Raw genomic sequence first — 13,090 nt, 5'->3', positions numbered from 1 at the left:
CTCCAAATCAGGCCAGTGCCGCGCGGGTGGCGGCGACGGCGTCAGGGGTATTGAGGTTGTAGGTGGTCACGCCATCGGCGCAACGCTTGTTCAGGCCGGCCAGGACCTTGCCCGGGCCGCACTCGACCAGATTGACCGCACCGTTAGCGGCCAGGGTCTGCACGCATTCGACCCAGCGCACTGGCTGGTACAGCTGCGCCAGCAGGTCGTGCTTGAGGGCATTAAGGTCAGCGGCAACGGCAGCGGTTACGTTCTGCACCACGGGAATTTGCGGGGCGTGCCACTCGATGGCGTTGACCGACTCGGCAAAGCGCTCGGCAGCCGGCTTCATCAGCGCGCAGTGCGACGGCACGCTGACCGCCAGCGGCAGGGCGCGCTTGGCACCCTTGGCCTTGCACAGCTCGATGGCGCGATCGACGGCGGCCTTGTTGCCGGCGATGACCACCTGGCCTGGCGAGTTGAAGTTGACCGCGCTGACCACCTGGTCTTCGGCCGCTTCGGCGCAGATTTCCACGACCACGGCGTCATCCAGGCCGAGAATGGCGGCCATGGCGCCATGACCGGCCGGCACGGCTTCCTGCATCAGCTGGCCCCGGCGCTCGACCAGGCGCACGGCATCTTTCAGGCTCAGGCTGCCGGCGGCAACCAGGGCGCTGTATTCACCCAGGCTGTGACCGGAGACGAAGGCCGGCCTGGCACCGCCCTCTTCCAGCCACAGGCGCCACAGCGCGATGGACGCAGTGAGGATGGCCGGCTGGGTCTTGTCGGTCTGGTTGAGTTGCTCTTCCGGGCCTTCCTGGACCAGCTTCCACAGGTCGTAACCGAGTGCCTCGGACGCTTCCTTGAAGGTTTCGATGATCACTGGCTTCTCGGCGCCGAGCTCGGCGAGCATGCCCAGCGACTGGGAACCTTGACCGGGAAAGACGAATGCGAGAGATGCAGACATTGAACAAGCCCTTATGATCTTGTCGTCGGATAGGGTGCGCCGGACATTAGCCAGACGCGGAATCTGAAAACTTGGATGGAGACGCGGACCAAGCGGTCACATTTAAGCACTTCAGCGGCGATATGCCTAAGGTCTTTGTTTACCTGTACCGGCCCTTTCGCGGGCTTGCCCGCTCCCACAGATACCCCACAATCTTCAGCCCTGTGGCAATCCTGTGGGAGCGGGCAAGCCCACGAAGGGGCCGGAACAGGCTACAACAGCAGGTCCTCGAGCCGCCCATGCAAGCGCTGCGGCAGGTTTTCCTGGATCTCGATCAACGCTCGCTGGATGGCACTCTGGAAGCCCTGCACCCCCGCCGAGCCATGGCTCTTGATGACGATGCCCTGCAACCCCAGGAAACTCGCACCATTGTGCCGCGCCGGCGCCAGGTCGGCCTGCAGGCGTTTGAGCAGCGGCATGGCCACGGCCCCGGCTGCCCGCGACAACACGCCACCCTTGAACAACTGCTCTATGCGCGCACCGATCATCGTCGCCAGCCCCTCGCTCGACTTGAGCAGGATGTTGCCGACGAACCCGTCGCACACCACCACATCGGCTTCGCCGCGATACAACCCGTCACCCTCGACGAAGCCTATGTAGTTGAGCCCGCGGGCGTTCTGCAACAGGCTGGCCGCCAGCTTGACCTGCTGGTTGCCCTTGATGTCCTCGGTACCGATGTTAAGCAGCGCCACGCGCGGCCGCTGCACACCCAGCGCCTGGGCGGCCACCGAGCCCATCACGGCGAACTGGTAGAGGTTCTCGGCGCTGCAGTCGACGTTGGCGCCAAGGTCGAGCAACTGGCAGTAACCGGTCTGGGTCGGGATCGCCGCCACCATGGCCGGCCGATCGATACCTGGCAGTGTCTTGAGCACAAAACGCGAGAGCGCCATCAGCGCCCCGGTATTGCCGGCGCTGACGCAGGCCTGAGCCTTGCCGTCGCGCACCAGTTCGAGGGCGATGCGCATCGACGAGTCCGGCTTGCCGCGCAGCGCCTGGGATGGCCGCTCGTCCATGCCGACCACCTCGCTGGCGGCCACGATTTGCAGGCGCGCGCGATCCGCAGCCGCAAGGCCGCTGACAAGATCTTCGAGGAGGGAGGGTTGACCGACGAGGGTCAGGTGCAGCGAGGGGGTAGCCGAAAGGCAGGCAATGCTAGCCTGGACAATGCTGCGGGGACCGAAGTCCCCGCCCATTGCGTCGATCGCGATGATCTGAGCGGACAAGGATTACTCGTCAGCGCCCTTGTCGACCACTTTGCGACCACGGTATACGCCTTCTGGCGAAACGTGGTGACGCAGGTGTACTTCACCGGTGGTTTTCTCTACCGACAGCGCGTTTTCCGACAGGGCGTCGTGCGAACGGCGCATGTCACGGGCAGAGCGGGATTTTTTGTTCTGCTGAACAGCCATAATTGATTAACTCCTAAACGTTTGGGTCACGCTTTAACTGCGCCAAAACACTGAACGGGTTGGACCGCGATACCTCGTCCTTGCTCGATTCGGGCTCGTCTGCGCCCGCCGGCTGCTGGCATTCTTCCGGATGATGAGCAGGCACGATTGGCAAGGCGAGCAGAAGCTCCTCCTCGATCAATGCCTGCAGATCCAAAGGATCTTCGCCCAGTTCCAGCACGTCATAGCCTTTCGGCAACGACTGGGTATTCGCACCCTCCTTCACCACGGCGTATGTACATTCGCTGTGGATCGGCAGGGTGACCAGCTCAAGACAACGCTGGCAAACCATCTTGACCTCGACGTCCAGCTCGCTGTGGATAACCACCACGTGCTGTTCATCTCGTTCAAAATCGAACTTCGCCTGCACCGTACCGACATTGTCGGAAAGCGGGTCGCAGAGTCTTTCCAAATCAGCGAGCTGCAGCGAACCGTTAAGGGTTACGCCACGATCGGCTAATTTGCGCGGGTCAACGTGAGGTGGAATCGGGTCATTCAACATAGGCGCAGCATTCTAGGGATGCCCCCCGCCCCTGTCAAAGGAAATTCGGCGGCATCGTGCGTGATAGAATTTGTTCAACCGATTCAGGAGTCTACCATGCTTCCTCTGTTACTGGCTTCCAGCTCTGCCTACCGCCGCGAACTGCTTGCACGCCTGCGCCTGCCCTTCACCTGGGCAAGCCCCGATATAGACGAGCGACGCCTGGATGACGAACCGGCGGTGGAGCTGGTGCAGCGGCTGGCCAGGCAAAAAGCCGAGGCCCTGGCAGGCAGCCACCCCGGCCACCTGATCATTGGTTCGGACCAGGTTGCGGTGCTGGGCGAGCAGGTACTGGGCAAGCCGCATACCTTCGAGCGGGCCTGCGAGCAGCTGCTGGAGTGCAGCGGGCAGCAGGTGAGCTTCCTGACCGGGCTGGCGTTGCTGAACAGCGCCACCGGGCGCTGCCAGGTGGACTGCGTGCCGTTTACCGTGACCCTGCGCGAACTGGACCGGGAGCGAGTGGAGCGCTATGTGGCGGCGGAACAGCCGCTGGACTGCGCCGGCAGTTTCAAGGCGGAGGGGCTGGGAGTGAGCCTGTTCCAGAGCACGCACGGGTGCGATGCGACCAGCCTGATCGGGCTGCCGCTGATTAGATTGGTGGACATGTTGACCAGGGAAGGGGTGGTGATTCCCTGAGGTTTTGGGGCCGCGCCGCGCCCCTTCGCGGGCACGCCCGCTCCCACAGGCGTGTCGCAACCTGCTGTGGGAGCGGACGCGCCCGCGAAAGGGCGCAAAGCGCCCCCCCGACAATCCCGGATCAGCGCAACTGCGGCCCCTGGAAGCCCATCCACATCGCCAAGCGTTCAGCCACGCTGGCGCCAACGCGCTTGGAGAAGCGATCGAGCGCCGATTCCTGCACGGTGAAGTCCACCAACTCCTTCTCACCCACAATCTCGCGCGCCACATAGCTGGCACTGCCCAGCCCATCCACCAGGCCCAGCTCCTTGGCCTGCTCGCCCGACCAGACCAGGCCACTGAAGAGCTCCGGATGCTCCTTGTCCTTCAGGCGCTCACCCCGCCCCTGCTTGACCATGGCAATGAACTGCTGGTGCGTGGTATTCAGTACGCCCTGCCAGAACTCGGTCTCTTCCGGCTTCTGCGGCGAGAACGGATCGAGAAAGGCCTTGTGTTCGCCTGCAGTATAGGTACGCCGCTCCACACCCAGCTTCTCCATGGTGCCAACAAAGCCGTAACCGGCCGCCGTCACACCAATCGAGCCCACCAGGCTGGCCTTGTCGGCATAGATCTCGTCCGCCGCACTGGCGATGTAGTAGGCACCGGAAGCGCCAAGGTCGGCGATGACCGCATACAGCTTGATGGCCGGATATTCAGCCCGCAGACGACGGATTTCGTCATACACGTAACCCGACTGCACCGGGCTGCCTCCCGGGCTGTTGATGCGCATCACCACAGCCTTGGTCTTGCTGTCCTTGAACGCCTCGCGCAGGCTCTTGACGATATTGTCGGCGCTGGCTGGCTCCTGGTCGGCAATCACCCCGCGCACCTCGACCAGCGCGGTATGGCTGGCACTGCGCGACGCTGCATTGTCCATGTCCATCAACGGCGTGAACAGGATCAGGATGCCGAACAGGTAGACGAAGGTCAGCAACTTGAAGAAGATCCCCCAGCGTCGCGCCCGGCGCTGCTCCTGAACGCCCGCCAGCAGGGTCTTTTCCAGCAGCTTCCAGCTCTTGCGCTCTTCGCGCTCCTCGGGTTCGGCCTCGGGGGCTTTCCATTCGTCTGCCATGCTTACCTACCTTGGAAATGGAATTGCGGAACCACCCAGCCACTCACGCAACTGGGAAAAATGATCGATGCACACCTGCGGACCAAACTCGGCCAGTGCCTGCAGCGACATGGCACCATAGCCCACGGCCACCGAATGCATGCCGGCATTGCTGGCCATCTGCAGATCGAATGCCGAATCGCCAACCATCAGCGCACGCCCTGCTTCGACACCGCAATGCCCGAGAATTTCCTCGAGCATCAGCGGGTGCGGCTTGCCGCGGGTCTCGTCGGCGGCGCGAGTGATGTCGAAGAACTGCTCCCAGCCATTGGCCTTGAGCACCCGGTCCAGCCCGCGACGCGCCTTGCCGGTGGCCACCGCCAGGCGGTAACCCTCGGCACGGAAGGCATCCAGCGACTCGACCACGCCCTCGAACAGCGGCGAGGGCTGCTGGTCCAGGGCCATGTAGATATCGGCATAGTGCTGACGAAAGCTTTCGACCTGAGCAGGCGCCAGATGCGGGTACAGAGTGTGGATCGCCTCGCCCAGGGCCAGGCCGATGATGCCCTTGACCGCATCCTCGCTGCTTTGCGCCTCACCGGCACGCTCGGCGGCGGCGTTCATGGCCTCGACGATACGCCCGATCGAGTCGGCCAGGGTGCCGTCCCAGTCGAAGATCAGTAGCTCATAGCCTTTTTTCATAGATCAGGACGCACTCAGACGCTCAACGGTTTTCGCCCAGACTTCATCCACCGGCGCCTCGAGCTTCAGCTCGCCTCCGTCCGGCAGCGGCACAGTGAGCGCATAGGCATGCAGGAACAGGCGCTTGCCGCCCAAGTCGCGAATTTCACGACTGAAGTCTTCGTCACCGTACTTGCTGTCGCCAGCGATCATATGCCCGGCATGCAGGGTGTGCACACGGATCTGGTGGGTACGGCCAGTGATCGGGCGCGCCTCGACAATGGTGGCGAACTCGCCGAAGCGGCGCAGCACGCGGAACAGGGTCAGCGCCTCCTTGCCCTCGTCGTTCACCTCGACCATGCGCTCGCCGGAGCGCAGGTTGCTCTTGAGCAACGGCGCGCTGACCTGCTTCTTCGAGGTCGGCCAGTGGCCGCGCACCAGCGCCATGTAGCGCTTGTCGACACCATCGCCACGCAATGCGGCGTGCAGGTGCCGCAGCATGCTGCGCTTCTTCGCGATCATCAACAGGCCGGAGGTGTCGCGGTCCAGGCGGTGCACCAGCTCCAGCTCCTTGGCGTCCGGGCGCAACTGGCGCAGCGCCTCGATCACGCCGAAGCTCAGGCCGCTGCCGCCATGCACGGCGATGCCGGCCGGCTTGTTCATCACGATCAGCGCCTTGTCTTCGTAGACGATGGCCGCTTCCAGGCGCTGCAACAAGCCCTGGGCTACCGGTGCCGGCTCGTCACGTTCCGGCAGGCGGACGGGCGGTACCCGCACGATGTCACCGGCCTGGATCTTGTACTCCGGCTTGACGCGGCCCTTGTTGACCCGTACTTCACCCTTGCGCAGGATGCGGTACACCAAGGTCTTGGGCACGCCCTTGAGGGCCGTGATGAGGAAATTGTCGATGCGTTGGCCGGCAAGCTCCGGCGCGACTTCGATCAGCTGAACGCCGGAAGTCGGAGGGGTATTGGTCGTCATGGCGGGATCATAACAATTTTTTATGGAATTGAAGCACTTAATCATTGCTGCTATAGTCGCGAACGCCGCCAAAAGCGGCAGGCCAGCGGCACCAGGCTCCTAGCCGGTCCCTGACCAACGCAATTCTCCAGGACGCGAGGCCGTCCTACGGGGTTTTCGCCAGTTTACCGAATTGCCTGGAATCGCCACCAGCGCTGTGTAGAGAAGACCGAAAAAAAACGACAAGTGCGGTGTTTCACCTGCTTACCCGATTCTTTTCGCTGCACCTCTGCCCGCCCCGTCGCTTCCACGCAACGCCCGGCGAATGCTTCGGAAATACCTGCCTTGGACATGAATGGCGCCAGCGCAGTACCTGCGCTGGCGAAAAATGCAACCCGTTGCGGATTCAGCGCGCGGCAGCACCCGAATTATCAGGGATACGTGCAGGGTGGAGATGCACAGCCCTCGGACCGTGTAGCACCGCGTCCGGCCCACCAGCCCACTGAGCGGCTGGCGAGCGGATAAGGTCCTGAACAGATGCCCCCGGGCGTCCACGGCTGACGGTTGATTCCTCCTCCTGACTGAGTGCACAAGGCCCGCTTGGTTGATTCGGATTCCAATTCGAAGCCACCGGGGCCTTGTTGGCACCGCAGCAAACAGGACGCGTCGTCGCGACAACGGCAGGCTGGGCAACCGGCTGGTGCCGAACGTTGCTCGACACGGGGGTGGCCCGGCCACCCTTTGCGCACCTTGGCACCGACCATGAGACGTCGTGTGTGCCGAACGCCGTTTCCGGCAGCCCGGAAACCGACGGTACAACATGAAAAGAATGCTGATTAACGCGACTCAACCCGAAGAGTTGCGTGTAGCCCTGGTGGACGGCCAACGTCTCTACGACCTGGACATCGAGTCCGGCGCGCGCGAGCAGAAAAAGGCCAACATCTACAAAGGCAAGATCACCCGCATCGAACCCAGCCTCGAAGCCGCCTTCGTCGACTTCGGCTCCGAACGTCACGGCTTCCTGCCGCTGAAAGAAATCTCCCGCGAATACTTCAAGAAAGCCCCCGAAGGGCGGGTCAACATCAAGGAAGTACTGAGCGAAGGCCAGGAAGTCATCGTCCAGGTCGAGAAGGAAGAGCGTGGCAACAAAGGCGCCGCCCTCACCACCTTCATCAGCCTGGCCGGCCGCTACCTGGTGCTGATGCCGAACAACCCGCGTGCCGGTGGCATTTCCCGCCGCATCGAAGGCGAAGAGCGCAACGAACTGCGTGAAGCCCTGAACGGCCTGACCGTGCCGGGCGACATGGGCTTGATCGTGCGCACTGCCGGCCTTGGCCGCAGCAGCGAAGAAATGCAGTGGGACCTCGACTACCTGCTGCAACTGTGGACCGCCATCAAGGAAGCGTCCCAGGACCGCGCCGCGCCATTCCTGATCTACCAGGAAAGCAACGTCATCATCCGCGCCATCCGCGACTACCTGCGCCAGGACATCGGCGAAGTGCTGATCGACAGCATCGATGCCCAGGAAGAAGCCCTGACCTTCATCCGCCAGGTCATGCCGCAGTACGCCAGCAAGGTCAAGCTGTACGAAGACAGCGTGCCGCTGTTCAACCGCTTCCAGATCGAAAGCCAGATCGAGACCGCCTTCCAGCGCGTGGTCGACCTGCCGTCCGGCGGTTCGATCGTGATCGACCCGACCGAAGCCCTGGTGTCGATCGACATCAACTCGGCGCGTGCCACCAAAGGCAGCGACATCGAAGAAACCGCCCTGCAGACCAACCTGGAAGCGGCCGAGGAAATCGCCCGCCAGCTGCGCCTGCGTGACATCGGTGGCCTGATCGTCATCGACTTCATCGACATGACCCCGGCGAAAAACCAGCGCGCCGTCGAAGAACGTGTTCGCGAGTGCCTGGAAGCCGACCGCGCCCGCGTCCAGGTCGGCCGCATCTCGCGCTTCGGCCTGCTGGAAATGTCCCGTCAGCGCCTGCGCCCTTCGCTGGGCGAAAGCAGCGGCATCGTCTGCCCACGCTGCTCCGGCACCGGCATCATCCGTGACGTCGAATCGCTGTCGCTGGCCATCCTGCGCCTGATCGAAGAGGAAGCCCTGAAGGACCGCACCGCCGAAGTTCGCGCCCAGGTGCCGATCCCGGTGGCTGCCTTCCTGCTCAACGAGAAGCGCAACTCGATCACCAAGATCGAACTGCGCACCCGTGCGCGCATCATCATCCTGCCGAACGATCACCTGGAAACCCCTCACTTCGAAGTCCAGCGCCTGCGCGACGACAACCCGGAAGTGCTGAGCAACCAGTCCAGCTACGAGATCGCCGCCGCCGAAGCCGAAGAAGCGCCGCAGCCGACCGCCACCCGCACCCTGGTTCGCCAGGAAGCCGCAGTCAAGACCGCCCCGGCCCGCGCCAACGCGCCGGTACCGGCCACTGTCGAAGAGCCGCAGCCTGCCGCACCGGTCGCCCCTGCCCCGGCCGCTCCGGAGCCAAGCCTGTTCAAGGGCCTGGTGAAGTCGCTGGTAAGCCTGTTCGCCGGCAAGGAAGAGCCTGCCGCAGCGCCGGTTGTCACTGCCACCGAGAAGCCGGCCGCCGAGCGCAGCCCACGCAACGAAGAACGCCGCAACGGCCGTCAGCAGAGCCGCAACCGCAACGGCCGTCGCGACGAAGAACGCAAGCCGCGTGAAGAACGTGCCGAGCGCGCACCTCGTGAAGAACGTGCTCCTCGTGAAGAACGTGCCCCGCGCGAAGAACGCGCACCTCGTGAAGAACGCGCCCCACGCGAAGAGCGTGCACCGCGTGAAGAACGTGCACCACGCCAGCCACGCGAAGACCGCCGTGGCAATCGTGGCGAAGAGCGTGTGCGCGAACTGCGTGAGCCACTGGACGCCACCCCTGCCGAGCGTGAAGAACGTCAGCCGCGCGAGGAACGTGTAGCCCGTGAAGAACGTGCCCCGCGTGAAGAGCGTGCACCTCGCGAGGAACGCGCACCACGTGAAGAGCGCGCACCTCGCGAAGAACGTGCTCCACGTGAAGAACGCGCACCTCGCGAAGAACGTGCTCCTCGTGAAGAGCGCGCACCTCGTGAAGAACGTGCTCCACGCGAAGAACGCGCCCCTCGCCCACCACGCGAAGAACGTCAGCCACGCGTAGCCGAAGAAGCGGCCGAGCAGGCTGCCGAGCTGGCCGAAGAGCAACTGCCGAACGAAGAGCTGCTGCAGGACGAACAGGAAGGCACCGATGGCGAGCGCCCGCGCCGCCGCTCCCGTGGCCAGCGTCGTCGCAGCAACCGTCGTGAGCGTCAGCGCAACGCCAACGGCGAGCTGATCGATGGCAGCGAGGAAGAAGGCAGCGAAGAGCAGCCACAACAGCACCAGGCCACCGAGCTGGGTGCCGAACTGGCCGCCGGCCTGGCCGTGACTGCCGCTGTCGCCACCACCAACATCAGTGCCGACGCCGAAGCCCAGGCCAACCAGCAGGCCGAGCTTGCCACCGCCGAAGTCGCCCAGCCGGTCGAGCAGGCTGAGAAGTTCGAGCAGGTCGAAGCTGCCACCAAGGCTGAAGAAGTGGCCGAGGCCCCAGTGGTCGAGCAGCCGGTCAGCGAGCCTGTAGCCGTGGTCGAGGCAACTGCCGAACCAGTGGTCGAAATCGCTCCGCAGCCAGCGGCCGAGGAAGCACCTGCTGCCGAACCGGTAGTGGTTGCTGAAGCACCGGAAGAAGCGCCTGCCGTCGAGGCCGGTGAAATCGAGCCCGCCCCGGCCGCGGTGGAAGCCGCTCCGGTTGCCGAGCAACCTGCCCCGGTTGTCGAAGCCCAGCCAGAAGTGGTGGCCGAGCCTGCCCCAGTGGCCGTCGAGCCTGCACCGGTCGAAGCCCCTGCGGCGGTGGAACCTGCCACTGTCATGCTGGCCAACGGCCGTGCGCCGAACGACCCGCGTGAAGTGCGTCGCCGCAAGCGTGAGGCCGAGGCTGCAGCCAAGGCCGCGCAGGAAGCTGCTGCTGCCGAGGAGCCAGCCCTGGAAGCCAGCGATGAGCAAAAGCCTCATCACGGTTGATAGCCAAGGCTGAATGAAAAAGCCCCGCCAGTTCACACTGGCGGGGCTTTTTCTTGGCTGGACGTTTTGGACTTCACTACCTTCAAGCCCTGCGAACTCACTGTGGGAGCGGGCGTGCCCGCGAACACCGGCGCAGCCGGTGCCAGCCACCGCGTTGAATTCTTCGCGGGCGCGCCCGCTCCCACAGGACCCAAGTGAGCCCGAAATCTGTGCTGCACCTTTAGGGTATTAGCCGCGAAAGGGCCAGCCCAGGCACTGAATCAGTAGAGGTTAGGCTCCATCTCCAGCTCGACCCCGAACCGCTCGAGGATATCGGCCTGGATCCGGCGCGCCAGTGCATGCATCTGCGCCCCGCTCGCCTGGCCGTAGTTGACCAGCACCAGCGACTGCAAACGATGCACCCCGGCATCCCCCTCGCGGTGGCCCTTCCAGCCTGCCTGCTCAATCAACCAGCCTGCCGCCAGCTTCACCTGGCCATCGGCTTGGGGATAAGCCACTACCCCCGGGTACTGCGCACGAATACGCTCGACCAGTTCCGCCGGGACCACCGGGTTCTTGAAGAAGCTCCCGGCATTACCCAGCTCTGCCGGGTCTGGGAGCTTCTCGCGGCGAATGCTGCAGATCGCCTCGCTGATCGCCTGCGCGGTCGGCTCGGTCACGCCCTGCTCCGCCAGGCGCTGGCGCACCGGGCCGTAGTCCAGGTGAGCCTGTAGCGTACGGCTCAAGGCAAAGCGCACACGCAGGATCAACCAACGCCCAGGGTTGCGCTTGAACAGGCTGTCGCGATACCCGAAGGCACATTCAGCCAGGCCGAAGTCACGCAACTCGCCGGTCTCGCGGTCCAGGGCGGTCAAGCCGACAAATACGTCCTTGATCTCCACGCCATAGGCGCCCACGTTCTGCATCGGCGCGGCGCCCACGGTGCCGGGGATCAGGCTGAGGTTCTCCAGCCCGCAATAGCCCTGCGCCAGTGTCCACTGCACGAACGGGTGCCACGGCTCACCGGCCTCGGCCTCGACCACGATACGTTCGCCATCGTCGCCGAGCACGCGCCGACCACGGCTGGCCATATGCAGCACCAGCGCATCGATATCGCGGGTGAGCAGCAAGTTGCTGCCACCGCCAATCACCAGCACCGGCACGCCGCCTTGCTGCGCCTGGGCCAGCGCCAGGCGCACCTCCTGGTCATCATGTGCCTGGGTGAAATACCGCGCCTTCACGTCGATGCCAAAGGTGTTGTACGGCTTGAGCGATACCTGCTCCTGCCACTGCACTGTCATAGCCGCCCCTTGATTTCCAGGACCAGTGCCTGGCACGCCGCTTCAACCAGGTCGAGCACCTGCTCGAAGCCGTCGGCGCCACCGTAGTACGGGTCCGGCACTTCATCCAGCGCTGCGCCATAACGGCGCAGGAACAGGTCGAGCTCCCCCACTGCCGTGTGCGGGCGCATCGCACGCAAGTGGCCGAGGTTGCTCTCGTCCATGGCCAGGATCAGGTCATATTCGGCAAAGTGCGCCGCCTTGACCTGCTGGGCGCGTTGCTGCGAGAGGTCATAGCCACGCGCCAGCGCTGCCTTGCAGGTGCGGCTGTCGGGCGCCTTGCCGACGTGCCAGTCGCCGGTGCCGGCCGAGGCTACATGCACCCGGTCGGCAAGCCCGGCAGCCTGCAATTGATGGCGCAGCACGCCTTCGGCGGTGGGCGAGCGACAGATATTGCCGAGGCAGACGAACAGGACGCGCATCAGGCCTCCAGCAAGCGCCGTACGCGCTCCAGGTCTTCAGGGGTATCCACGCCCACGGCAGGCGCCTCGATGGCGTCTTCGACGTGGATGCGCACGCCATGCCACAGGGCACGCAGCTGCTCCAGCGCTTCGGTCTGCTCGAGCCAGCATGGGCCCCAACTGACGAAGTCCTGCAGGAAGCCGACGCGGTAGGCGTACATGCCGATGTGGCGGCGATATGGCACGCCTTCTGGCAACAGGTTGCGATCCTTGGCAAAAGCATCGCGGGCCCAGGGCAGCGGCGCACGGCTGAAGGCCAGGGCGAGGCCGTTCTTGTCGCTGACCACCTTGACCGCATTGGGGTTGAACACGGTTTCCGGCTCATGGATCGGTTCGGCCAGAGTGGAGATGCCGGCTTCCGGATGCGCCGCCAGGTTGGCTGCTACCTGGTCGATGATCACCGGCGGGATCAGCGGCTCGTCGCCCTGTACGTTGACCACGATGGCATCGGCCGGCAGCCCCAGGTGTGCGACCACTTCGGCCAGGCGATCGGTGCCGGACTCATGGTCAGCACGGGTCATCAGCACTTCAGCTCCGAAGGCCTGACAGACCTCCAGAATGCTGGCGTCATCGGTGGCGATGACTACGCGGCCCGCGCCGCTCTTGCGGGCCTGTTCCCACACGTGCTGCACCATCGGCTTGCCAGCGATCAGCAGCAATGGCTTGCCCGGCAGTCGTGTGGAGCGCAGACGGGCGGGGATCACCACGGTGAAATCCAGGCTCATTTGTCCAGACGCTCTTCATCAGTCAGGGTGCGCGCCTCGCTTTCCAGCATGACCGGGATGCCGTCGCGGATCGGGTAGGCCAGGCCGGCGCCCTTGCTGATCAGCTCGGTCTTGTCGGCACTGAGCTTGAGCGGGCCCTTGGTGATCGGGCAGGCCAGGATATCGAGCAGTTTGGTGTCCATTTGAGGCT

Annotated in this window: 13 protein-coding genes; 2 read left to right on the top strand and 11 right to left on the bottom strand. The window is 64.3% G+C overall.

What is annotated here, in order from left to right; translation table 11 throughout:
- Positions 1 to 7 precede the first annotated feature (7 nt).
- The 4 genes from fabD to AC2T3R_RS07330 form a co-directional block, all read right to left on the bottom strand.
- On the bottom strand, positions 8 to 946 hold the full coding sequence (gene fabD / locus AC2T3R_RS07345) for an ACP S-malonyltransferase (RefSeq protein WP_082810642.1): 939 nt from the start codon (positions 944 to 946) through the stop codon (positions 8 to 10).
- A gap of 251 nt (positions 947 to 1,197) precedes the next feature.
- Positions 1,198 to 2,208 carry a phosphate acyltransferase PlsX gene (gene plsX, locus AC2T3R_RS07340; RefSeq protein ID WP_075044133.1) on the bottom strand — a complete coding sequence of 337 codons (1,011 nt, stop codon included), beginning with the start codon at positions 2,206 to 2,208 and terminating at the stop codon, positions 1,198 to 1,200.
- A gap of 3 nt (positions 2,209 to 2,211) precedes the next feature.
- Entirely contained in the window at positions 2,212 to 2,394 is a 183-nt protein-coding gene (gene rpmF / locus AC2T3R_RS07335; protein WP_003247154.1) for a 50S ribosomal protein L32, read from the bottom strand.
- Positions 2,395 to 2,407: 13 nt separating this feature from the next.
- Positions 2,408 to 2,935 (bottom strand): YceD family protein, encoded by a 528-nt coding sequence (locus tag AC2T3R_RS07330; RefSeq protein ID WP_012313431.1) that lies wholly within the window; start codon positions 2,933 to 2,935, stop codon positions 2,408 to 2,410.
- 96 nt (positions 2,936 to 3,031) lie between these two features.
- Between AC2T3R_RS07330 and AC2T3R_RS07325 the strand changes: the two genes are divergently transcribed.
- Positions 3,032 to 3,610 (top strand): Maf family protein, encoded by a 579-nt coding sequence (locus AC2T3R_RS07325; RefSeq protein ID WP_486744854.1) that lies wholly within the window; start codon positions 3,032 to 3,034, stop codon positions 3,608 to 3,610.
- 121 nt (positions 3,611 to 3,731) lie between these two features.
- On the opposite strand, the gene sppA is transcribed toward AC2T3R_RS07325, so the two are convergent.
- The 3 genes from sppA to rluC are packed head-to-tail and all read right to left on the bottom strand — an operon-like array spanning position 3,732 to position 6,362.
- A complete protein-coding gene (sppA, locus tag AC2T3R_RS07320) occupies positions 3,732 to 4,721 on the bottom strand; it encodes a signal peptide peptidase SppA (RefSeq protein ID WP_322491854.1) in 990 nt (329 codons plus the stop codon).
- A gap of 6 nt (positions 4,722 to 4,727) precedes the next feature.
- On the bottom strand, positions 4,728 to 5,402 hold the full coding sequence (locus AC2T3R_RS07315; protein WP_039614721.1) for an HAD family hydrolase: 675 nt from the start codon (positions 5,400 to 5,402) through the stop codon (positions 4,728 to 4,730).
- Positions 5,403 to 5,405: 3 nt separating this feature from the next.
- On the bottom strand, positions 5,406 to 6,362 hold the full coding sequence (rluC, locus tag AC2T3R_RS07310; protein WP_013971570.1) for a 23S rRNA pseudouridine(955/2504/2580) synthase RluC: 957 nt from the start codon (positions 6,360 to 6,362) through the stop codon (positions 5,406 to 5,408).
- Positions 6,363 to 7,161: 799 nt separating this feature from the next.
- On the opposite strand from rluC, the gene rne reads away from it, so the two are divergent.
- On the top strand, positions 7,162 to 10,395 hold the full coding sequence (rne, locus tag AC2T3R_RS07305; protein WP_486744853.1) for a ribonuclease E: 3,234 nt from the start codon (positions 7,162 to 7,164) through the stop codon (positions 10,393 to 10,395).
- Positions 10,396 to 10,655: 260 nt separating this feature from the next.
- Here rne and murB read toward each other — a convergent pair whose 3' ends face one another.
- The 4 genes from murB to AC2T3R_RS07285 are packed head-to-tail and all read right to left on the bottom strand — an operon-like array spanning position 10,656 to position 13,082.
- Positions 10,656 to 11,675, bottom strand: a complete 1,020-nt coding sequence (murB, locus tag AC2T3R_RS07300; RefSeq protein WP_410953357.1) for a UDP-N-acetylmuramate dehydrogenase — start codon at positions 11,673 to 11,675, stop codon at positions 10,656 to 10,658.
- Positions 11,672 to 12,136, bottom strand: a complete 465-nt coding sequence (locus AC2T3R_RS07295; RefSeq protein WP_003259973.1) for a low molecular weight protein-tyrosine-phosphatase — start codon at positions 12,134 to 12,136, stop codon at positions 11,672 to 11,674. The genes murB and AC2T3R_RS07295 overlap by 4 nt, the downstream gene beginning before the upstream one ends.
- Positions 12,136 to 12,900 (bottom strand): 3-deoxy-manno-octulosonate cytidylyltransferase, encoded by a 765-nt coding sequence (kdsB, locus tag AC2T3R_RS07290; RefSeq protein ID WP_169774973.1) that lies wholly within the window; start codon positions 12,898 to 12,900, stop codon positions 12,136 to 12,138. The genes AC2T3R_RS07295 and kdsB overlap by 1 nt, the downstream gene beginning before the upstream one ends.
- Entirely contained in the window at positions 12,897 to 13,082 is a 186-nt protein-coding gene (locus AC2T3R_RS07285) for a Trm112 family protein (protein ID WP_011532874.1), read from the bottom strand. The genes kdsB and AC2T3R_RS07285 overlap by 4 nt, the downstream gene beginning before the upstream one ends.
- Between the last annotated feature and the right edge of the window lie 8 nt (positions 13,083 to 13,090).

This window comes from Pseudomonas sp. PVC-5-1 (assembly GCF_057444345.1).
Note: the sequence above shows the minus strand (reverse complement) of the source record. Positions and strands in the feature narration are given on the sequence as shown.

Bases quoted from the DNA above. Each gene is read 5' to 3' on its own strand.
- fabD (WP_082810642.1), bottom strand. From the start codon at position 946: ATGTCTGCATCTCTCGCATTCGTCTTTCCCGGTCAAGGTTCCCAGTCG.
- rpmF (WP_003247154.1), bottom strand. From the start codon at position 2,394: ATGGCTGTTCAGCAGAACAAAAAATCCCGCTCTGCCCGTGACATGCGC.
- AC2T3R_RS07330 (WP_012313431.1), bottom strand. From the start codon at position 2,935: ATGTTGAATGACCCGATTCCACCTCACGTTGACCCGCGCAAATTAGCC.
- AC2T3R_RS07325 (WP_486744854.1), top strand. From the start codon at position 3,032: ATGCTTCCTCTGTTACTGGCTTCCAGCTCTGCCTACCGCCGCGAACTG.
- sppA (WP_322491854.1), bottom strand. From the start codon at position 4,721: ATGGCAGACGAATGGAAAGCCCCCGAGGCCGAACCCGAGGAGCGCGAA.
- AC2T3R_RS07315 (WP_039614721.1), bottom strand. From the start codon at position 5,402: ATGAAAAAAGGCTATGAGCTACTGATCTTCGACTGGGACGGCACCCTG.
- rluC (WP_013971570.1), bottom strand. From the start codon at position 6,362: ATGACGACCAATACCCCTCCGACTTCCGGCGTTCAGCTGATCGAAGTC.
- rne (WP_486744853.1), top strand. From the start codon at position 7,162: ATGAAAAGAATGCTGATTAACGCGACTCAACCCGAAGAGTTGCGTGTA.
- murB (WP_410953357.1), bottom strand. From the start codon at position 11,675: ATGACAGTGCAGTGGCAGGAGCAGGTATCGCTCAAGCCGTACAACACC.
- AC2T3R_RS07295 (WP_003259973.1), bottom strand. From the start codon at position 12,136: ATGCGCGTCCTGTTCGTCTGCCTCGGCAATATCTGTCGCTCGCCCACC.
- kdsB (WP_169774973.1), bottom strand. From the start codon at position 12,900: ATGAGCCTGGATTTCACCGTGGTGATCCCCGCCCGTCTGCGCTCCACA.
- AC2T3R_RS07285 (WP_011532874.1), bottom strand. From the start codon at position 13,082: ATGGACACCAAACTGCTCGATATCCTGGCCTGCCCGATCACCAAGGGC.